This window comes from Streptomyces sp. NPDC052079 (genome assembly GCF_040680275.1).
Taxonomy (GTDB): domain Bacteria; phylum Actinomycetota; class Actinomycetes; order Streptomycetales; family Streptomycetaceae; genus Streptomyces.
The window spans coordinates 38907-58167 of record NZ_JBFAWL010000002.1; the positions used below are offsets into that span (position 1 = coordinate 38907).

Sequence of the window (19261 nt, forward strand, 5' to 3'; positions counted from 1 at the left end):
GCCATCCGCGAGCAGCCGCCCGCCGCTCCCGCGCCCCGCCGCCGCGATCCGCGGCCCGCCGCCGCCCTCCGCGCCGCCCTCCGCGGGCAGTCGTGCCGCTGGGGCGGCACGGGTGGGCGCGACGGCACCCCGCACGCGCCGGGCTGCGGCCCGCTGCCGCCCTCCGCGCCCCGCTGCCGCCCTCCACGGCCCACTGCCGCCATCCGCGGGCAGTCGTGCCGCTGGGGCGGCACGGGTGGGCGCGACGGCACCCCGCACGCGCCGGGCTGCGCAAACACCCCCCGGCCAACACCCACCCCGTGCACCCGCTCGCACCGCCGCTCCCGCGGCCCCTGCCGCGATCCGCGGGCAGTCGTGCCTCCCCCAGTGCCTTAAGGGCCTGGGAGGTGCCCCCAGGGCGATGGGGGTCCCCCCGCTCGAGCGAAGCCGAGAGTGGGGGAGAGTGGGCGCGTGCCGCCGAGCCCACCCCCGGGCGGACTACATGCGGGACACGTTCCGTTCGTACACCAGGCGGAGCCCGATCAGGGTCAGCCACGGCTCGTGCTCGTCGATGACCGAACTCTCGCCCAGCACCATCGGCGCCAACCCACCCGTCGCGATGACCGTCACATCGTCGGGATCGTCCGCCAACTCCCGCGCCATCCGGTTCACCACACCGTCGACCTGCCCGGCGAACCCGTAGATGATGCCGGACTGCATCGCCTCGACCGTGTTCTTGCCGATCACACTGCGCGGACGCGCCACCTCGATCTTGCGCAACTGCGCACCGCGGACGCCGAGCGCGTCCACGGAGATCTCGATACCGGGCGCGATCACGCCGCCGACGTACTCCCCGCGCGCGCTGACCGCGTCGAACGTCGTCGCCGTGCCGAAGTCGACGACGATCGCCGGACCGCCGTAGAGGTGGACCGCCGCGACCGCGTTGATGATGCGGTCCGCGCCGACCTCCTTGGGCTGGTCGGTGAGGATCGGCACGCCCGTCTTCACGCCCGGTTCCACGAGCACCGCGGGGACGTCGCCGTAGTAGCGGCGGGTGACCTCGCGGAGTTCGTGCAGGACGGAGGGGACGGTCGCGCAGATGGCGATGCCGTCGATGCCGTCGCCCAGGTCTTCGCCCAGGAGCGGGTGCATGCCCATGAGGCCCTGGAGGAGCACCGCCAGTTCGTCGGCCGTGCGGCGGGCGTCCGTGGAGATACGCCAGTGTTCGACGATGTCGTCGCCGTCGAAGAGCCCCAGAACGGTGTGCGTGTTTCCGACGTCGATGGTCAGCAGCATGGCTACTCCGCCGCTCGCAGGTCGAGGCCGATGTCCAGGATGGGAGCGGAGTGGGTCAGGGCCCCGACGGCCAGGTAGTCCACGCCGGTGTCCGCATAGGCCTTCGCGTTGGTGAGGGTGAGGCGGCCGGAGGCCTCCAGGGCGGCGCGGCCGTTCACGAGGGCCACCGCCTCCTCGCACTCGCCGGGCGTGAAGTTGTCCAGCAGGATCAGGTCGGCGCCGGCCTCCAGGACCTCGCGGAGCTGGGGCAGGGTGTCGACCTCGACCTCGATCGGGACATCGGGGAAGCGCTCGCGGACCGCGCGGAAGGCCTCCGCGACGCCGCCTGCCGCCACCACGTGGTTGTCCTTGACCAGGGCCGCGTCCGAGAGGGACATGCGGTGATTGACGCCGCCCCCGCAGCGCACGGCGAACTTCTCCAGGCTGCGCAGGCCCGGAGTGGTCTTGCGGGTGTCGCGGACCTTCGCCTTGGTGCCGTCCAGGACGTCCGCCCACGCGCGCGTGGCCGTCGCGATGCCCGACAGGCGGCACAGGAGATTCAGTGCGCTGCGCTCGGCCGTGAGGACGTCGCGCGTGCGCGTGGTGATCGAGAGGAGCTTCTGGCCCGCCTCCACGCGGTCGCCGTCCTCCACGTGGCGCTCGACCTCGAACTCCTCCGTGCAGACGATCGACATGACCGCCTCGGCGACCCTGAGGCCCGCCACCGTGCCCGCCTCCCGCGCGGTGAAGTCGGCGGTGGCGACGGCGTCCTCCGGGATGGTCGCGACCGTCGTGACGTCCACGCCGTCGGCCAGGTCCTCCTGGAGGGCCACGTTGGCGATGTCCTCGACCTCCACGGGGTCGAGACCCGCGTCGGCCAGGAGCTGGGCGAGTGCGGGGTCGAGGCCGCACTCCAGATAGGTCTCCTCGTCGGCGCCGCAGGCACAGCCGTCGCCACAGCCGCCGGAGGAAACGAGGGGAAGGTCGGGGGTGGTCACTGCTGTCACTGCTCCTGGGGCTGAGGGAGGGTCGGGGGGAAATCTGTGGTGTCGGTCGTGTGCACCGCCGGCGTCCGGTCCGGATTCAGCCGTACGACGATGTGGCGGCGCCAGGCCGTGTCGTCGCGCTCGGGCCGGTCCTCGCGCCAGTGGCAGCCGCGGGTCTCCTCGCGCCGCTGCGCGGCGGCCACCAGGACCCGGGCCACGCACAGGAGGTTGGTGGCCTCCCAGGTGTCCACTCCGGGCTCGGCGGTCTTGCCGTTCTCGTCGAGGGCCTCGCGCGCCTCGGCGTGCAGTCGGTGCAGGCTCTGCGCCGCCTCGGCAAGGGACGCCTCGGAGCGCAGGACTCCCGCTCCCCGGGTCATGATCCGCTGGATGGTGAAGCGCGCCTCCGGGGGGAGGAGGGGGTCCGCGGGGCGCTCCGTGGCGGGGAGCGGCTGCGGCACACGCGCGGGGCGGGTGTTTCCCGTGATGTCCGTGGCGATGCGTTCGGCGTAGACCAGGCCTTCGAGGAGGGAGTTGGAGGCCAGGCGGTTGGCGCCGTGCACACCGGTGCAGGCGACCTCGCCGCACGCGTACAGGCCGGGCACGGTGGTGCGGCCGTGGGAGTCGGTGCGGACGCCGCCGGACGCGTAGTGGGCGGCCGGGGCGACCGGGACGGGCTCGGTGACCGGGTCGATGCCGTGCGCGCGGCAGGCCGCGAGGATCGTGGGGAAGCGGCGCTCCCACATCTCGGCGCCGAAGTGGCGGGCGTCGAGGTACATGTGCTCGGTGTCCTGCTCCCGCATGCGGCGCAGGATGCCCTTGGCCACGATGTCCCGCGGGGCGAGTTCGCCCAGTTCGTGCTGTCCCTGCATGAAGCGCACGCCGTCGGCGTCCACCAGGTGGGCGCCCTCGCCGCGTACCGCCTCGGAGACCAGGGGCTGCTGGCCTTCCGCCTCGGGTCCGAGGAAGAGGACCGTGGGGTGGAACTGCACGAATTCGAGGTCGCTCACCTCGGCGCCCGCGCGGAGGGCCAGGGCCACGCCGTCGCCGGTGGAGACGGCGGGGTTCGTCGTCGCCGAGAAGACCTGGCCCATGCCGCCGGTGGCCAGGACCACGGCGGGGGCGTGCACGGCTCCCACGCCGTCGTGCCGGCCCTCGCCCATGACGTGCAGGGTGACACCGGCCGTGCGGCCGTCGGCGTCCGTGAGGAGGTCCAGGACGAGGGCGTTCTCGATGGTGCGCAGCCCGCGCGCGCGGACCGCCTCGACGAGGGCCCGGGAGATCTCCGCGCCGGTGGCGTCGCCGCCCGCGTGGGCGATGCGGCTGCGGTGGTGGCCGCCCTCGCGGGTGAGGGCGAGGCCGCCCTCGCCGGACTCGTCGAAGTGCGCTCCCGTCGCGATGAGGCGGCGTACGGCGTCGGGGCCCTCGGTGACGAGGATGCGGACGGCTTCCTCGTCGCAGAGGCCGGCACCGGCGACCAGGGTGTCGTCCAGGTGCTGCTCGGGGGTGTCGCCCTCGCCCAGGGCCGCGGCGACGCCCCCTTGCGCCCAGCGGGTGGAGCCGTCGTCGAGGCGGGCCTTGGTGACCACCACCGTGGTCAGGCCGGCGGCCTCGCAGCGCAGCGCCGCGGTGAGGCCGGCGACACCGGAGCCGACGACCACGACGTCCGCGTCGATGGACCACCCGGGCGCGGGCGCATGCAGCCGGGGGCGAGCGCCGAGCGCTCTGGCTCCCGGGTGGTGGGCGACGGACGGGCGTATGCCTGTGCTGGTCACGAGGCGGCTCCGAAACTTCCGAAGGTCAGGGGGATGTTGTCGATCAGGCGGGTGCCGCCCACGCGGGCGGCCACGGCGAGGACGGCCTCGCCGGTGAAGTCGTCGCCGATCTCGGTGAAGTCGGACGGGTCGACCAGGGCCAGATAGTCCAGGGCAAGGGGCGGGTCGAGGCGGACGGCCTCGTCGAGGACCAGGCGGGCGGCGGCGAGGATGGCTGCCGGGCCGCCGGCGGTGGTGGCGACGGCGTGCGCGTCGGCCGCGGCGCGGGACTCGCCGATGGCGCTGAGCGCCTCCGCACGCGCGCGCGTGGCCGGCACTTCGCTGGCTCGCGCCCGCAGGGCCTGCTGGGCCGCGTGCCGGTCGCGGCCGGCGAACAGGGCCTGGGACAGCGCGAGCCCGGTGCGCCGCTCGGCGGGCGAGAGATAGCGGTTGCGGCTGGACAGGGCGAGTCCGTCCTCCTCGCGGACGGTGGGGACCCCGACGATGTCGACGCCGAAGTTCAGGTCCCGCACCATGCGGCGGATCAGGGCGAGCTGCTGGGCGTCCTTCTGCCCGTACAGGGCGATGTCCGGCCGGGTGAGGTGGAGCAGCTTGGAGACGACGGTGAGCACGCCGTCGAAGTGGCCGGGGCGGGCGGCGCCCTCCAGGCGTTCGCCCATGGGGCCGGCGCTGATCCGCACCTGGGGTTCGCCGCCCGGGTAGACCTCGTCCACGGCGGGGGCGAACACGGCGTCCGCGCCGGACTGCTCGGCGATCCTGACGTCGGCGTCCAGGGTGCGCGGATAGCGGTCCAGGTCCTCGCCCGCGCCGAACTGCAGCGGGTTGACGAAGACGGTGACCACGACCTCGCCCTCGGGGCCCGCGATCTCGCGTGCGGTGCGGATCAGCGTGGCGTGGCCCTCGTGCAGCGCGCCCATGGTCATCACGACGGCGCGGCGGCCGGTACGCGCGCGTGCGCTCAGTTCTGCGGCGGTGCGCAGCACAGTGGCGGTCATCGGGCGACTCCGTTCCGGGACGCGCGGGTCGTGGTGCGGGCGGGAGACGGGCCGGTCCTCATCGGTCCTCCCCGGGGCCTTCGGCTCCGTCGGCGAGGACCCCGAGGAGGTCCTCGGCGAGTTCCGGCTTCAGCATGCCCTGGGCGAGGGCGCGGTCGGCCGTCGCGCGGGCCATCGCCAGATAGCCGGCCACGGCCGCCGGGGAGTGCCGGCGCAGCTCGGTGATGTGCGCGGCGACCGTGCCCGCGTCGCCGCGCGCGACCGGGCCGGTGAGAGCCGCGTCGCCGGAGCGCAGGGCGTTGTCCAGGGCGGCGCCGAGCAGCGGTCCGAGCATCCGGTCCGGGGCCCCGACGCCGGCGGTGCGGAGCAGTTCGAGGGACTGGGCGACCAGGGTGACCAGGTGGTTGGCGCCCAGGGCGAGCGCCGCGTGGTAGAGCGGGCGGTTCTCCTCGGCGATCCACTCGGGCTCGCCGCCCATCTCGATGACGAGGGCCTCGGCGGCCAGCCGCAGCTCCTCGGGCGCGGTGACGCCGAAGGAGCAGCCGGCGAGACGCTGCACGTCGACGGGGGTGCCGGTGAACGTCATCACGGGGTGCAGGGCGAGCGGCAGGGCCCCCGCCCGCAGGGCCGGGTCGAGGACCTTCGCGCCGTACCGGCCGGAGGTGTGCACCAGCAGCTGTCCCGGCCGCACCGCGCCGGTGCCGGCGAGCCCGGAGACCAGCTCCGGCAGCGCGTCGTCCGGGACGGTGAGCAGCACCAGCTCGGACCGCTGGAGGACCTCGGCGGGCGGCACCACCGGCACGTCCGGGAGCATCTCCTCGGCGCGCCTTCGGGAGGCGTCGGAGACGGCGGAGACGGCCACCGGGCGGTGCCCGGCGAGCTGGAGGGACGCGGCCAGGGCCGGGCCCACGCGTCCGGCGCCTACGACGCCGACGGTGAGCCGCGCGGGGCGGTCCTTGGGATCGGGCTGTGGGGTTGTGTTCACGCGACGGCGGCCTTCCCGTTCCAGTCCGCTCGGGGTACCGGACGATTTCTCGTCATGTTAACGCGATCGGTTGTGGGGGTGGTCGGTTGTCCACAGGCTGTGGGTTTCCGTGCGGCGTCGCGGCACGCGCGCGTGCGGTCATGTGCGGCATGTGTGCATGCCGAAAAGGGGAGTGCCCGCGCGGGCCGCGGCACGGGATGATCCCGGCATGAGTGATACGGCGGACGGCACCGACGACACGACAGGAACCGACGCGGAGGGCGCACAGCGGCCGACACCGCGCGAACGGCGGATCGCCGCCTGGCGCAAGGCCCCGCGGGTGCTCGCGCGCCTCGGTTTCCTCGCCCCGCTCTCGGAGCGGCTGGCCGTACTGGACGCGGCGGGGAGCGTGTACGACCTCGACGAGGACTCCGACATGTACGGCAACGGTGTCGTGGAGGCCCTGGAGAAGCGGGTCGCCGAGCTGCTCGGCACGGAGGCCGCCGCGTTCTTCCCGACCGGCACGATGGCGCAGCAGGTCGCGCTGCGCTGCTGGGCCGGCCGTACCGGCGACCCGGCGGTCGCCCTGCATCCGCTCAGCCACCCGGAGGTGTACGAGCGCAACGCGTTCAGCCAGGTCAGCGGGTTGCGCCCGGTACGGATGACGGGCGAGCCCCGGCTCCCCACGGCCGACGAGGTGCGCGACCTCGAGGAGCCCTTCGGGGCTCTGATGCTGGAGCTGCCACTCAGGGACGCCGGTTTCGTGCTGCCCACGTGGGAGGAGCTGACGGAGGTGGCGGACGCCGCGCGGGAGCGCGAGGCGGTCGTGCATTTCGACGGCGCCCGGCTGTGGGAGTGCACCGAGCACTTCGGGCGCCCGCTGGAGGAGATCGCGGGCCTCGCGGACAGCGTCTACGTGTCGTTCTACAAGTCCCTCGAGGCCTTCGGCGGTGCCGCCCTCGCCGGGCCCGCGACGCTGGTGGAGGAGACGAAGGTCTGGCGGCACCGGTACGGGGGCGCCGTGTTCCAGCAGTTCCCGACCGCGCTGTCCGCGCTGATCGGGCTGGAGCGGGAGCTGCCCCGGCTGCCGGAGTACGTACGGCACGCGCGCGTGGTCGCCGCCGCGCTGCGCGAGGGGCTGGAAACCGGGGGGCTGCCCTGGTTCCGGGTGCATCCCGAGGTGCCGCACACCTGCGACTTCCAGGTGTGGGTGCCGTACGAGCACGAGGTGGCCGCCGAGGCGGCGATCGGGGCGGCGGAGGAGACGGGGGCGATGCTGTTCGCCAACTACTGGGATCCCAAGGGCCCGGGGCTGTCCTTCACCGAGGTGAACGTGCGGGCCGCGGCGCTGGAGTGGACGGCCGACGACGTACGGGCGGCGGCGGTGGACTTCGCCGGGCGGCTGCTCCGGGGCTGAGGGCGGTTCACCTCGCGGCGCTCGCGTGCAGCCCGTCCGGCGTCGGGGAGCCGGGGGCGGCGCCTGCGGGACGGGAGCGTCGGTGCACCATGTGCGCATGGGTGTGCACATCGACATAGCGGGGCTGCGCCCGGAGAGGGTCGCCGTCGTGCCCTCCCCGCTGGCCGAGCTCGGTATGGCCCTGCACGCGCTGTCCGAGCCGTCGCACCACCCGGGGCTCCAGGCCTGGGTGACGGGCGTGACCGCGCGCCTGGACCAGCATCTCGCGGACCGGATGTGCGAGGCGGACTTCCTGTGGCGGACGACGTTCTCGGACCTGTTTCTGGCGAGCGCCGGTGTTGCGGGCCGCGCGACGCTCCCGGGCGGGACCCTCGCCGAGGAGCTGGACCTGCTGGACAAGCTGTCCGACGAACAGTTCGTGGACGCCGCCCTGGAGTTCACCTGCGCCCTCCCCCATGCCCTGCCGGGTGCCGGGCCGCTCGCCGACGCGGGACTGCGGCGCCGTTCGCTGGAGCTGGCCGCCGCGCGGGGGCCGCGACAGGTGCTGTTCACGGAACGGCTGCTGTCCGATCCGCCGCGGATCAGGGACTGGCTGCGGCAGTTCCTGAAGGACTGCGACGACGCGTTCTTCGCCGGGACGTGGGCCCGGCTGCATCATCAGCTCGCCGCGGACGCCCGCCTCAAGACCGACCTGCTCCGGCACAAGGGGCTGTCCGAGGCACTGGCCTCGGTGTCCCCCGCGGTGACGCTCGACGAGGCGGCCGGCCGGATCACCGTGGACAAGCTGGGCGACGGCCGTACGGCCACCGGCGACGGCGGGCTGCTGCTGATCCCGACCAGCCTCGGCTGGCCGCACCTCATGGTGCTGCACCGGTACGGCTGGCAGCCGGTGCTCCACTACCCGGTCGGCTCCCCCGAGCCGGCCGCCCCGCCGACGGTCGAGCAGCTGGCGCTGCGGATGACCGCGCTGTCCCATCCGGTCCGTATGCACATGTGCCGCCACCTCGCCCGCGGCGCGTACACCACGGGCGAGCTGGCCCAGGTGCACGGGATGACGGCGCCGGAGATCTCGCGGCACCTGGGCGTGCTGAAGAAGGCGGGACTGATCAGCACCCGGCGCCGTGGGCGGTATGTGCTGCACCAGCTGGACGTGACGGTGGTGGCCCGGCTCGGCAGCGACTTCCTGGAGGGGATCCTGCGCTGACGGCGCCCGCCCGCTCCCGCGCGGTGGACGCCTGCCGCGTCGTCAGTCGAAGCGGATGTGCCGGATGCCCACGGCCGCCTGCCGCAGCCGGGTCCGCAGCCGGCCCTCGCGGTTGGGGCGCAGGGTCAGCCCGGCCAGCACGGCGATGCGGTCCGCGGTCTTCGGCACCGTGGTGTGGTCCGTCCACAGGTGCTCCGCGAACTCCGGCTCGGCCAGCCGCTCCAGACAGTGGTCGAGCCGCCGCACCGCCCAGCTCTCCCGGCGCGGGGCGGCCTTGCCCATGACGGCCCCGAGGGTGTGGACGAAGGTGCGCTCGCGCAGGCGCCGCAGCACGGTGTCGCGTTCGGCGAGGAGGGTGAAGTGACGGACGTCGTGGCCCATGTCGCGCAGCCGGCCCACCGTGTCCGCGAAGTATCCGGAGTCGGTGACGGTCATGGGGGCGATCACCACGCCGTCGTGCTTCGTCAGGGCGAGGTCGAGGACCTCGACGACGCCCTGCCGCCAGGCCGTCAGATCCTGGAAGTCGCCGCGCAGTCCGGGCGGCAGCATGTAGTTGAGGCCGAACCCCGGATGCTCCGGGTCGCAGATGACGCTGCCCGGCAGGCGGCGCCGTATCTCGTGTGCGGTCTGTGTCTTGCCGCCCCCGAAGGGCCCGTTGATCCACAGCAGCATGCGCAGACCCTACCGGCGTCCGGCCGTCCGTTCAGCCGTGTCCGCCGGCCCGTACCAGACCCGTCTCGTAGGCGAGAACGACCACCTGCACCCGGTCCCGCAGGCCCAGTTTGGTGAGGATGCGGCCCACATGGGTCTTCACGGTCGCCTCGGAGAGCACCAGCCGGGCCGCGATCTCGCCGTTGGACAGGCCCTGGGCGACCAGCACCATGACCTCGCGCTCGCGCTCGGTGAGCCGTTCCAGCGCCTTGTGCTCGGGCTGCTTGCCGGCGCTGGGCAGCATCGGCGCGAAACGGTCCAGGAGGCGGCGGGTGGTGGAGGGGGCGACCACGGCGTCGCCGCTGTGCACCGCGCGGATCGCGGCGAGCAGCTCGCCGGGCGGCACGTCCTTGAGCATGAAGCCGGACGCGCCCGCCTTCAGCCCGGAGAAGGCGTACTCGTCAAGGTCGAAGGTGGTGAGGATGAGCACCTTCGGCGGGTCGGTGTCCGCGCAGATCCGGCGGGTGGTCTCCACGCCGTCGAGCTTGGGCATGCGGACGTCCATCAGCACCACGTCGACGGCGGTGGAACGCAGCACCTGCAGGGCCTCGACGCCGTCGCCCGCCTCGGCCACGACCTCCATGTCCGGCTGGGCGGCGAGCACCATCCGGAACCCGGTGCGCAGCAGCACCTGGTCGTCGACGAGCATCACGCGGATCGTCATCGGGGCCTCTTCCGTTCGGTTGGGTCGTCGGGCGTCACAGGGGTTGTGACAGGTGTCAACAGGCGGCGCGCGAATGCGTCAGTGCGCGGGTTTGAGCGGCAGCAGCACACTGATGCGGAATCCTCCGCCCGGGCGCGGTCCCGCGTCCAGAGTTCCGCCGACCATGCCGACGCGTTCGCGCATGCCGATCAGGCCATGCCCCTGGCCGTCGAAGCCGCCCTCCTCGTACAGCTCGTGCGGGGCGCCCTTGCCGTCGTCCTCCACGAGCAGGCCCAGTCCGTCGTCGAAGTACACCAGGCGCACGCTGGCCCCCGCGTTGGGCCCGCCGTGCTTGCGGGTGTTGGTGAGCGCCTCCTGCACGATGCGGTACGCGGTGAGCTCGACGCCGCTGGGCAGCGGGCGCGGGGTGCCCTCGACCTTGAAGTCCACGGGCAGTCCGGAATCCCGGCACTGCTCGACGAGGTCCTCGATCTGCCGCACGTCGGGCTGCGGCACGTACTCGCCGGCCTCCTGGTGCTCGCCGGTGCGCAGCACGCCCAGCAGACGGCGCATCTCGGCGAGGGCCTGGCGGCCCGTGGAGGAGATGGTCTCCAGGGCCTTCTTCGCCTGGTCGGGCGCTGCGTCGAGGACATAGGCGGCACCGTCGGCCTGCACCACCATCACCGACACGTTGTGCGCGACGACGTCGTGCAGCTCGCGGGCTATCCGGGCGCGCTCGGCTGCGACAGCGACCTTGGCCTGCGCCGCGCGCTCCTTCTCCAGGCGGGCGGCCCGCTCCTCCAGCTGCGCGAAGTAGGCGCGGCGGGTGCGGATGGAGTCGCCGAGCACCCAGGCGAGGGCGAACGGCACGGTCTGGAAGATCATCACGGCGATGTTCTCCGCCGCGCTCGCGTCGGGGTTGGGCCAGCGCAGCTGCGCCAGCGGCGCCGCGCACAGGGCGGCGGCCAGCGCGAAGCGGGACGCCCAGCGGGCGCCGACCGCCGCGACCGTGTAGACGATCACCAGCAGCGCGAAATCGGCGGGCAGCGGTGCCACGTCCGCCAGCAGCTGTCCCGCACCCACCACGACGGCGAGCACCAGCATCCGCTCGGGCATCCGCCGGCGCAGCGCGACCACCAGCGACAACAGCAGCATGACCGGCACGGTGAGGGCCGGCAGATCCGTCCCCCGCGCCTCCTCCGTGGCGGCTCCGCCGAGTAGCGAAATCCCGAACAGGACCACGGCCCAGAAGCCGTCGACCCATGTCGGGTGTCTGCGGAGGAAGTCATAGAGGCGCTGCACGTAACCCAGCGTAGGGAGGTGAAATGCGTGCAGGGTCAACCGGAGGGTCGATCCCCGGTCGGTACGTGTACTCCGCAAGGTGGAGGCCGTGCATATCCGCGCCCCTAACCTGGGCGGTGACGACGGCAGGGACGGGAGAACGGAACCGGTGACGGCAGTGGCGGGGGCGGACGGCGGGCGGGGCTGGCGGGCGGCGGCCCAGGAGGCCCTGTACGGGCCAGGCGGCTTCTACCGACGGTCCGGGGAGGGCCCGGCCGGACACTTCCGTACGTCGGTGCACGCCTCGCCGCTGTTCGCCGACGCCGTGGCGCGGCTGCTGTGCCGGGTCGACGAGGCGCTGGGGCGGCCGGCGGAGCTGGGCCTCGTGGACATGGCGGCCGGGCGGGGCGAACTGGTCACCGGCGTCCTCGCCGCGCTGCCCGCGGACGTGGCGGCACGCGCGCGTGCGTACGCCGTCGAGCTCGCCGGCCGGCCTGCCGGCCTCGATCACCGCATCGAGTGGCGGACGGAGCCCCCGGCGGGGATCACGGGGCTGCTCTTCGCCAACGAGTGGCTGGACAACGTGCCCGTGGAGGTCGCCGAGGTGGACCCGGCGGGCGTACCGCGGACGGTGCTGGTGCGGGAGGACGGGACGGAGCGGCTCGGTGCGCCGGTCGCCGGTGCGGAGGCCGCGTGGCTGGCGCGGTGGTGGCCCCTGGGGGACGAGCCGGGGCTCCGCGCGGAGATCGGGCTGCCCCGGGACCGGGCGTGGGCGGCGGCGGCCGGGACGGTCGCCCGGGGGCTCGCCGTCGCCGTGGACTACGCGCACACGGCCGCCGCGCGGCCACCGTTCGGGACGCTCACCGCCTTCCGCGAGGGGCGGGAGACGACGCCCGTGCCGGACGGGTCCTGCGACCTCACCGCCCATGTCGCGCTGGACGCGTGCGCCGAGGCCTGCCCGCTCCCCGGCGCGCGCCTGCTGTCGCAGCGGGAGGCCCTGCACGCCCTCGGGGTGAGCGGCGCACGCCCCCCGCTCGCCCTGGCGTCGACGGACCCCACCGGGTACATGCGTGCCCTCGCCCGCGCGGGGGAGGCCGCCGAACTCACCGCGCCGGGCGGGCTCGGGGACTTCGGGTGGCTGGTGCAGCCGGTGGGGATCGGGGACGTACTGGGCGGCGCACCCGCCGCACCGCGTTGACGGGGGCCACCGGGAGCCCGACGTTGACCTCTCCGAGCCGCCCCGACGGCGTACCGACCGGGGCGACGCCCACACACCGCTCCCGGATCAGCTCCGGGTCCTGGTCGGCGAGGACTATCACCGTCATGCCGCCATGGAGTGACCGGCCGGCACGACAGGCCCCTTGGGCGCCGGAGCGTCGATGACGGCCTTCAGATCGCGCGCCGCTGCTCGATGGTGACCGGCTCGCGGCGCTCCGTCTGCGCCGCGCCCCGCGCCGAACAGCCGTGGCTGCGCTGGTGGCGCGGGCGGGGTGCGGGCGGTTTGGGGCGGGGCTACTTGTCGATGTCGCCCACCACGAAGAACATCGACCCCAGGATCGCCACCATGTCCGCCACCAGCGTCCCCGGCAGCAACTCGGTGAGTGCCTGGATGTTGTTGTACGACGCCGAGCGCAGCTTCAGCCGGTACGGGGTCTTCTCGCCCTTGCTGACCAGGTAGTAGCCGTTGATGCCGAGCGGGTTCTCGGTCCACGCGTAGGTATGGCCCTCGGGCGCCTTGAGGACCTTCGGGAGGCGCTGGTTGACCGGGCCCGGGGGCAGGTCGGCGAGGCGGTCGAGGCAGGCGTCGGCGAGGTCGAGGGCGTTGTGGGTCTGCGCCAGGAGGCACTCGAAGCGGGCCAGGCAGTCGCCCTCCTCGCGGGTCACCACCTTCAGGACGCCACCCAGCTCCCCGTAGGCGAGGTACGGCTCGTCACGGCGCAGGTCGAAGTCGACACCCGAGGCGCGCCCGATCGGCCCGCTCACCCCGTACGCGTGCACGGCCTCCGGGGAGAGCACGCCGACGCCGCGCGTGCGGCCCCGGAAGATCTCGTTGCCGAGTACCAGGTCGTCGAAGCGGTCCATGCGGGAGCGGACGTCGGAGATGGCGGCACGCGCGCGCGTGGTCCATCCGGCGGGGAGGTCCTCCTTGAGGCCGCCCACGCGGTTGAACATGTAGTGCATACGCCCGCCGGAGACCTCCTCCATCACGTGCTGGAGTTCCTCGCGCTCGGTGAAGGCGTAGAAGATCGGGGTGATGCCGCCGAGCTCCAGCGGATAGGAGCCGAGGAACATCAGGTGGTTGAGCACCCGGTTCAGCTCCGCGAGCAGGGTGCGCAGCCACACCGCGCGCTCGGGAACCTCCATGCCGAGCATCCGCTCCACGGCGAGGACCACGCCCAGCTCGTTGGAGAACGCCGACAGCCAGTCGTGGCGGTTGGCCAGCATGATGATCTGGCGGTAGTCACGGGCCTCGAACAGTTTCTCCGCGCCCCGGTGCATATAGCCGATCACGGGCTCCGCGCGGACGATGCGCTCGCCGTCCAGGACGAGCTTCAGCCGCAGCACGCCGTGCGTGGAGGGGTGCTGGGGTCCGATGTTCAGCACCATGTCGGTGCTCTCCGCCCCGCCGCCGATGCCGACCATGGTCTCCGTCGTAGGAGTCATGAACACAGTCTCTCCTACGTACGCTGGCTCCATGGAGACGGGGAGCCCGCACGACACGGGGCCGGCGGGAACGGACGGGACGGCGCGAGCGGCGGAGCCGGTGGGCGCGGGGAACGAACCGGTGTGGATCGCGCTGCCCCCGGGGCTGCTGAGGATGCGCCGGTTGTTGCTGGTGGTGTGGCTGGGGCTGCTGACGCTCGCCACGGGTCTGGTGCCGGGGCTGCTCGCGGGACCCGGCTGGGCCGCCTTCGCGGTGCTGCCGCTGGCTCTGCTCCTCTGGGGCTGGGTGATGCTGGAGCGCAACTGGCGCTCCTGGCGGTACGCGGAGCGCGCCGACGACCTGCTCATCAGCCGGGGCGTGCTGTGGCGCGAGGAGACGGTCGTCCCGTACGGGCGGATGCAGCTGGTCGAGGTCACCTCCGGGCCCGTGGAGCGGCATTTCGGGCTGTCCAGCGTGCAGCTGCATACGGCGGCCGCGGCGACCGACGCGACCATCCCCGGCCTCGATCCGGCCGAGGCGGAACGGCTGCGCGACCGGCTCACGGAGCTGGGCGAGGCCCGATCGGCGGGGCTGTGACGGCCCCGGACGTCCATGAGGACGTACACGGCCGGCCGCCGGTGACCGAGAGGCGGCTGCACCCCGTCACGCCCTTCAGGCGGGCGTGGGCGCCCGTCGCGGTCCTGATCGGCTGGGCGGTGCACGATCCCGACCAGGCGCAGCGCCAGCTGACCCGGCTGACGACCACCACCCTGCTGATCGCGCTCGCCGTGCTCGTCCCGGCGGCCGCTCTCTACGGCTTTCTGAGTTGGTGGTTCACCCACTTCGCGGTGACCGACAGCGAGTTGCGCATCCGTACCGGGCTGGTGTTCCGGCGCACCGCGCACATCCGGCTGGAGCGGATCCAGGCCATCGACGTCACCCAGCCGCTGCTCGCGCGGGTCGCGGGCGTGGCGAAACTCAAACTCGACGTCATAGGCACCGACAGCAAGGACGAGCTCGCCTTCCTCGGCGCCGACGAGGCGCGGGCGCTGCGCGCCGAGCTGCTCGCGCGGGCGGCGGGTTTCGCGCCGGAGACCGCGCACGAGGTCGGGGAGGCGCCGTCCCGGCAGATGGTGCGGGTGCCGCCGGGAGTCCTCGCCGTCTCCCTGCTGCTGACCGGGGCGACCTGGGGCTGGCTCGTGGTCGCCTGTGTGGCGGTGCCGTTGCTGTGGACGGCCACCCACAGCCTGTGGACGGTGCTCGCCGCGGCCGTGCCGATGCTGGGCGCGGCGGGCGCGAGCAGCGTGGGGCGGTTCGTCGCCGAGTACGACTGGACCCTCGGCGAGTCGCCGGACGGGCTGCGCATCGACCACGGGCTGCTGGACCGGGCGCACGAGACGGTGCCGCCCGGGCGCGTGCAGACCGTACGGCTCGTGGAACCGCTGCTGTGGCGGGGGCGCGGCTGGGTGCGGGTGGAACTCGACGTGGCGGGGTCGTCGAACTCCCTGCTGCTGCCGGTCGCCCCGCGCGAACTGGCCGAGTCGGTCGTCGCGCGGGTGCTGCCCGGGGTGAGCGTGCCCCCGCGCGAGGCGCTCGTCCCGCCGCCGCGCCGCGCGCGGTGGTGCGTGCCGGTGTGGTGGCGCGGCTATGGGCTCACCGTGACCGACGCCGTGTTCGTCGCGCGGCATGGGCTGCTGCGCCGCAGCCTGGCCCTGGTGCCGCACGCCAAGGTGCAGAGCGTACGGCTCGTCCAGGGCCCCTGGCAGCGGGCCCGGGGGGTCGCCGACGTCGTGGTCGACACCGGCGCGAACAAGTCGGTCACGGCCCGCCTCAGGGACGCCGTGGAGGCGGCGGCCCTGCTGCGCGCCCAGGCAGAGCGCTCCCGCACGGGCCGCAGGGACGCCCGCCCGGACCGCTGGATGGCCTGACGGGCCCCGTCGGTGAGGTCGGTGGTTCAGGACACCGCGCTGCGCAGGCCCTTGAGGTCGATGGGTTCCGTCTCGTCGTGTTCCGTCAGGTCGATGACCTGGCCGACCCCGCGGGCCTCCTCGTCGGCGGGCTTGTACCGCGCCTCCGCCTCGGCCTTGTGCAGCGCGAGCGCCTCTTGGCCTACGACATCGGCGAGGTCCTCGTTCTGGACGGTGTCCAGGGCGGAATCGTCCGTGTCCTTCTTCGTCCCGAAGAAGTCGAACCCGCCCCCGGACACGGGACGCCGTACGGGTGCCGTCGGCGGTACGACCGCGACCGCCGTCGGCACGGTGAAGTGCCCGGAGGGCTGTCGCACGGGCTGGGTCGAAGGCGCGGCCGGTGCGGTGGAGGCGGCCGCGCGCTCGTGATCGCCGGCCGCCTCGGGCTGCCCCTCGGCGTCGTCCTCCTGCGCCGGATCGGGCCTGGACTTCCTGGTGGGCTCCGGGCCGTCGTCCTCGGGGGTGCCATCGCCCTTCGGGGCGTCGTTCCGCTTCGGGGCGGCGTCGTCCTTCGGCGTGTCTGCGGCGGGCCGGTCGGCCGTGCCGGCGGCACCGGCGGCCTCGGCACGGTCGTCGCCGGGCTCCTCTGCCGCCTGCCCGCCGGTCTCCGTGTCGGCTTCGGCATCGACTTCCGCGTCGGCTTCCTCGTCCGCTTCCTCGGCGAACCGTGACAGCGCCGCGTCGGCCCGCAGGAACAGCTTCGACCCCTCCGGCGAGAAGACCGCGGGAGCCGTGTCCTCCGACTCCTCGGCGTCGGCCGCCTCCTCCGCCGGCGTCACGTCCTCAGCCTCCACGGACGCTTCCGCGGATCCCGGCTCCGCGGACGCCGACGGCCCGGCCGGCAGCGCGCGGGCCGGCACCGTGGCCTCTATCTCGAGGACCCGGCGCTCCTCCAGGACGCTCGCCCGGTCGACCTCCGCCGCGGCGTACCTGCGCAGTAGGGATGCGTGCTCGTTGCGCAGCCCGGCCAGTTCCGCGCGCTTGGCACGCAGCCGCTGCTCCAGCTTGATCCGCAGTTCGCGCGACTCCTCGAGGTCGGCCTCGAGTTCGGCGACCCGTTCCTCGAAACGCCACTCATCGCTCGCACGCGCGCGCGTGAGATCGGCGACGCGTTTGCCCGCCTGGGCATCCCAGTGCCGCATGACGACGGCGCCGACGATCGCGGTGACCGCGGCGACCGCGGCCAGGAGGCGAAGCGCCATCGGTTGCGTGAACACCCAGGGCCCCAGGGCGCAGACGGCGGAGACGCCTGCGATCGCCGACGGGGGCAGCATCCTGTGCAGCGGCGGGGAATGACGGTGACGTCCACGTGGCATGGCCAGAAACTTACCGCGCGTACGGTAATCGTGGTGCCCCGGCCCGTAAAAACAAAGCCATACGTAGGGTTTCACAGGGCATCAGGGAACTCGGATCGATCGTGAATAGACAGAAGACCCGATTTCATCAAGATCGCTTCGTCATCGCTGGACAGTGAAGTCGCTTCCGGCGCATTCCACTTCCCGTTTGCCGGCACTGCGGGATCCTCCCCCGGAGACACCGTCCTGGAGGGCGTAATATCGCCAAATGCCCGAATCGACACCGGAACCACGGTCGCCCGCGGCCACGGGACGGGATGGCTGTCAGGACAGGTGAGGGAATATCGAGCGGGGTACCGAAACCCACGGACGGACCCCTGGTGGCCCTCCTGGACATCGACGCGGGCGTCTTCCCTCGCTTCCGACACAGCCGTATGCACGCCGTCGACGAGGTGCTGCCCGGCGCGCTCGGCCCCTTCGCGGCCGCCCTCTCGCTCAGTGCCGGTGTGCTGTTGCTGCTGCTCGCGCACGGACTCAATCGGGGCAAGCGCAGGGCCTGGCGGGCCGCCGTCGTCCTTCTGCCGGCCGGTGCGGTCGCCCAGTTCACGTACCGCCACTCCCTCCTGGGCGTCCTGCTCACAGTCGCGCTGCTCGCGCCTCTGCTGCGCCACCGTCACCAGTTCACCGCGCTGCCCGACCCGCGCAGCAGATGGCGGGCGCCGGCCAACGTCGTCCTGATGGGCGCCCGCTCGCTGCTCCTGGGCTTGGTCATCGTGAACGCCCACCCCGGACCGCTGGTCGGCGATCCGAGCCTGGCCGACTGGCTCTCCCACGTCCTGTACGGCCTGTTCGGCCTCGAGGGCCCGGTCCACTACCGGGGCCGATGCCTCCTGGGCCGTCGCCTTCTCCCTCGGCGCGCTCGGTCTGCTCACGGCCGTCACCACCATCTACCTCGCCCTCCGGCCAAAGCACCCGGCCGGACGGCTCACCGAGTGCGACGAGACACGACTGCGCGCCCTGCTCGACCGGCACGGCGACCGGGACTCCCTCGGACACTTCGCGCTGCGCCGCGACAAGGCCGTCGTCTTCTCCCCAGCGGCAAGGCCCCAGTGACCTACCACGTGGTCTCCGGGGTGACGCTCGCCGGCGGCGATCCGATCGGCGGCGTCGAGGCCTGGCCCGGCACCATCGAACACTTCATGGACGAGGCCAGAGCCCACTCCTGGACCCCCGCCGGGATGGGCTGCTCCGAGACCGGCGGCGAGGTGTGAACCCGCGACCGGGCTCGACGCCCTCGAACTCGGGGACAAGGCGGTGGTGGACGTCGCGGATTTCTCGCTCGCCGGCCGCCCTATGTGCAACGTACGCCAGATGGTGAAGCGCATCGAGCGGGCCGGTTACCCAACCCAGGTACGACGTGTCCGTGACCTCGGCGAGGCCGAGCTGGACCGGATCCACCGCGCCGCTGACGACTGGCGCGGCACCGACACCAATGCGGCTTCTCCATGGCACTGGGCCACGTCGGCGACCCCGCCGACGGCGATTGCCTCGTCGCCACCGCACACCGGGCCGACGCCACGACGGCTGAGCACGGCCGCCTCGATGCGGTCCTGCACTTCGTCCCGTCGGGCACGGACGGCGCCTCACTGGATCTGATGCGCCGCGACCGCTCGGCCGACCCCCGAATGAACGAGCTGCTCATCGTGGCCGCGCTTCAGGCCGCCCCGGGATTCCGCATCGCACGCGTCTCACTCGACTTCGCCATGTTCCGCTCGGCGCCGGACGGGTGCTGGGGGCCTGGCGCGGGCTGCTGGTCTTTCTCTCCTGCTGGTTTCAGATCGAATCCCGGTAAAGTTCGACGCCACGTTCCCGGCCGCGCTGGGAACCGCGTTTCGTCGTCCATCGCCCAGGCCGATCTGCCGCGCATCGGCTTCGCCGCAATGCAGGCGGAAGGTTTCCTCAAGCTGGCCCTCCCCCTGCCCCGGTTCCTTCGCCGCCGCACGCCCCTGCGTCCACCGGACGACACCGGAACGCGCCCCGGCACGGGCGGAAAGCAGCCCCCCCGCACGGCGTGAGCCGTCCCAGGAACGCCCCACGCCCCGCCCCGCCTGGGCCGCGGCGCACCCCC

General features: G+C 73.4%; 15 protein-coding genes and 2 pseudogenes. 6 read left to right on the forward strand and 11 right to left on the reverse strand.

Features of this window, described 5'->3' with window-relative positions; translation table 11 throughout:
- Nucleotides 1-477: 477 nt before the first annotated feature.
- From AB0L56_RS04615 to AB0L56_RS04635, 5 genes are read right to left on the reverse strand one after another with little or no spacing between them, the layout of a single operon-like run.
- Nucleotides 478-1275 carry a type III pantothenate kinase gene (locus AB0L56_RS04615; RefSeq protein WP_361035591.1) on the reverse strand — a complete coding sequence of 266 codons (798 nt, stop codon included), beginning with the start codon at nt 1273-1275 and terminating at the stop codon, nt 478-480.
- Between the two features lie 2 nt (nt 1276-1277).
- A complete protein-coding gene (gene nadC, locus AB0L56_RS04620) occupies nt 1278-2252 on the reverse strand; it encodes a carboxylating nicotinate-nucleotide diphosphorylase (protein ID WP_361035588.1) in 975 nt (324 codons plus the stop codon).
- Nucleotides 2253-2257: 5 nt separating this feature from the next.
- Nucleotides 2258-3997, reverse strand: a complete 1740-nt coding sequence (locus AB0L56_RS04625; RefSeq protein ID WP_365419922.1) for an L-aspartate oxidase — start codon at nt 3995-3997, stop codon at nt 2258-2260.
- Nucleotides 3998-4008: 11 nt separating this feature from the next.
- Nucleotides 4009-5007, reverse strand: a complete 999-nt coding sequence (gene panC / locus AB0L56_RS04630) for a pantoate--beta-alanine ligase (protein ID WP_365418955.1) — start codon at nt 5005-5007, stop codon at nt 4009-4011.
- 58 nt (nt 5008-5065) lie between these two features.
- Nucleotides 5066-5992 carry a DUF2520 domain-containing protein gene (locus AB0L56_RS04635; RefSeq protein WP_365418958.1) on the reverse strand — a complete coding sequence of 309 codons (927 nt, stop codon included), beginning with the start codon at nt 5990-5992 and terminating at the stop codon, nt 5066-5068.
- A 208-nt stretch (nt 5993-6200) separates the two neighbouring features.
- On the opposite strand from AB0L56_RS04635, the gene AB0L56_RS04640 reads away from it, so the two are divergent.
- Together AB0L56_RS04640 and AB0L56_RS04645 are read left to right on the forward strand one after the other, a co-directional pair.
- Complete coding sequence (locus tag AB0L56_RS04640; RefSeq protein WP_365418961.1) at nt 6201-7388, forward strand: beta-eliminating lyase-related protein; 1188 nt, start codon at nt 6201-6203, stop codon at nt 7386-7388.
- Nucleotides 7389-7485: 97 nt separating this feature from the next.
- Entirely contained in the window at nt 7486-8592 is a 1107-nt protein-coding gene (locus AB0L56_RS04645; RefSeq protein WP_365418964.1) for a DUF5937 family protein, read from the forward strand.
- Nucleotides 8593-8634: 42 nt separating this feature from the next.
- Here AB0L56_RS04645 and AB0L56_RS04650 read toward each other — a convergent pair whose 3' ends face one another.
- The 3 genes from AB0L56_RS04650 to AB0L56_RS04660 all read right to left on the reverse strand — a co-directional run bounded on the left by AB0L56_RS04650 (nt 8635) and on the right by AB0L56_RS04660 (nt 11248).
- Complete coding sequence (locus AB0L56_RS04650; protein ID WP_365418967.1) at nt 8635-9264, reverse strand: ATP-binding protein; 630 nt, start codon at nt 9262-9264, stop codon at nt 8635-8637.
- A 31-nt stretch (nt 9265-9295) separates the two neighbouring features.
- A complete protein-coding gene (locus tag AB0L56_RS04655) occupies nt 9296-9967 on the reverse strand; it encodes a response regulator transcription factor (protein ID WP_190166706.1) in 672 nt (223 codons plus the stop codon).
- Between the two features lie 78 nt (nt 9968-10045).
- On the reverse strand, nt 10046-11248 hold the full coding sequence (locus AB0L56_RS04660) for a sensor histidine kinase (protein ID WP_365418971.1): 1203 nt from the start codon (nt 11246-11248) through the stop codon (nt 10046-10048).
- A gap of 148 nt (nt 11249-11396) precedes the next feature.
- On the opposite strand from AB0L56_RS04660, the gene AB0L56_RS04665 reads away from it, so the two are divergent.
- Nucleotides 11397-12425, forward strand: coding sequence for an SAM-dependent methyltransferase (locus AB0L56_RS04665; protein WP_365419925.1), 1029 nt, complete (start codon nt 11397-11399; stop codon nt 12423-12425).
- Here AB0L56_RS04665 and AB0L56_RS04670 read toward each other — a convergent pair.
- Both AB0L56_RS04670 and AB0L56_RS04675 read right to left on the reverse strand, forming a co-directional pair.
- A pseudogene (locus tag AB0L56_RS04670) lies at nt 12406-12703 on the reverse strand (alpha/beta hydrolase); the annotation flags it as partial. The gene AB0L56_RS04665 and the pseudogene AB0L56_RS04670 sit on opposite strands and share 20 nt — an antisense overlap.
- 36 nt (nt 12704-12739) lie before the next feature.
- A complete protein-coding gene (locus AB0L56_RS04675; protein ID WP_361035564.1) occupies nt 12740-13891 on the reverse strand; it encodes an NADH-quinone oxidoreductase subunit D in 1152 nt (383 codons plus the stop codon).
- Nucleotides 13892-13922: 31 nt separating this feature from the next.
- Between AB0L56_RS04675 and AB0L56_RS04680 the strand changes: the two genes are divergently transcribed.
- Together AB0L56_RS04680 and AB0L56_RS04685 are read left to right on the forward strand one after the other, a co-directional pair.
- Nucleotides 13923-14468 carry a PH domain-containing protein gene (locus AB0L56_RS04680; RefSeq protein WP_361035561.1) on the forward strand — a complete coding sequence of 182 codons (546 nt, stop codon included), beginning with the start codon at nt 13923-13925 and terminating at the stop codon, nt 14466-14468.
- The gene (locus AB0L56_RS04685) at nt 14465-15799 is read left to right on the forward strand and encodes a PH domain-containing protein (protein ID WP_365418975.1); all 1335 of its coding nucleotides are present in this window, start codon (nt 14465-14467) and stop codon (nt 15797-15799) included. Before AB0L56_RS04680 ends, AB0L56_RS04685 begins: the two co-directional genes overlap by 4 nt.
- A gap of 26 nt (nt 15800-15825) precedes the next feature.
- On the opposite strand, the gene AB0L56_RS04690 is transcribed toward AB0L56_RS04685, so the two are convergent.
- Entirely contained in the window at nt 15826-17154 is a 1329-nt protein-coding gene (locus AB0L56_RS04690; RefSeq protein WP_365418978.1) for a hypothetical protein, read from the reverse strand.
- A 296-nt stretch (nt 17155-17450) separates the two neighbouring features.
- On the opposite strand from AB0L56_RS04690, the pseudogene AB0L56_RS04695 reads away from it, so the two are divergent.
- Nucleotides 17451-19208: pseudogene (locus tag AB0L56_RS04695) on the forward strand (phosphatidylglycerol lysyltransferase domain-containing protein).
- Nucleotides 19209-19261: the final 53 nt, after the last annotated feature.

Bases quoted from the DNA above. Each gene is read 5' to 3' on its own strand.
- AB0L56_RS04615 (WP_361035591.1), bottom strand. From the start codon at position 1,275: ATGCTGCTGACCATCGACGTCGGAAACACGCACACCGTTCTGGGGCTC.
- panC (WP_365418955.1), bottom strand. From the start codon at position 5,007: ATGACCGCCACTGTGCTGCGCACCGCCGCAGAACTGAGCGCACGCGCG.
- AB0L56_RS04640 (WP_365418961.1), top strand. From the start codon at position 6,201: ATGAGTGATACGGCGGACGGCACCGACGACACGACAGGAACCGACGCG.
- AB0L56_RS04645 (WP_365418964.1), top strand. From the start codon at position 7,486: ATGGGTGTGCACATCGACATAGCGGGGCTGCGCCCGGAGAGGGTCGCC.
- AB0L56_RS04650 (WP_365418967.1), bottom strand. From the start codon at position 9,264: ATGCTGCTGTGGATCAACGGGCCCTTCGGGGGCGGCAAGACACAGACC.
- AB0L56_RS04655 (WP_190166706.1), bottom strand. From the start codon at position 9,967: ATGACGATCCGCGTGATGCTCGTCGACGACCAGGTGCTGCTGCGCACC.
- AB0L56_RS04675 (WP_361035564.1), bottom strand. From the start codon at position 13,891: ATGACTCCTACGACGGAGACCATGGTCGGCATCGGCGGCGGGGCGGAG.
- AB0L56_RS04680 (WP_361035561.1), top strand. From the start codon at position 13,923: ATGGAGACGGGGAGCCCGCACGACACGGGGCCGGCGGGAACGGACGGG.
- AB0L56_RS04690 (WP_365418978.1), bottom strand. From the start codon at position 17,154: ATGCCACGTGGACGTCACCGTCATTCCCCGCCGCTGCACAGGATGCTG.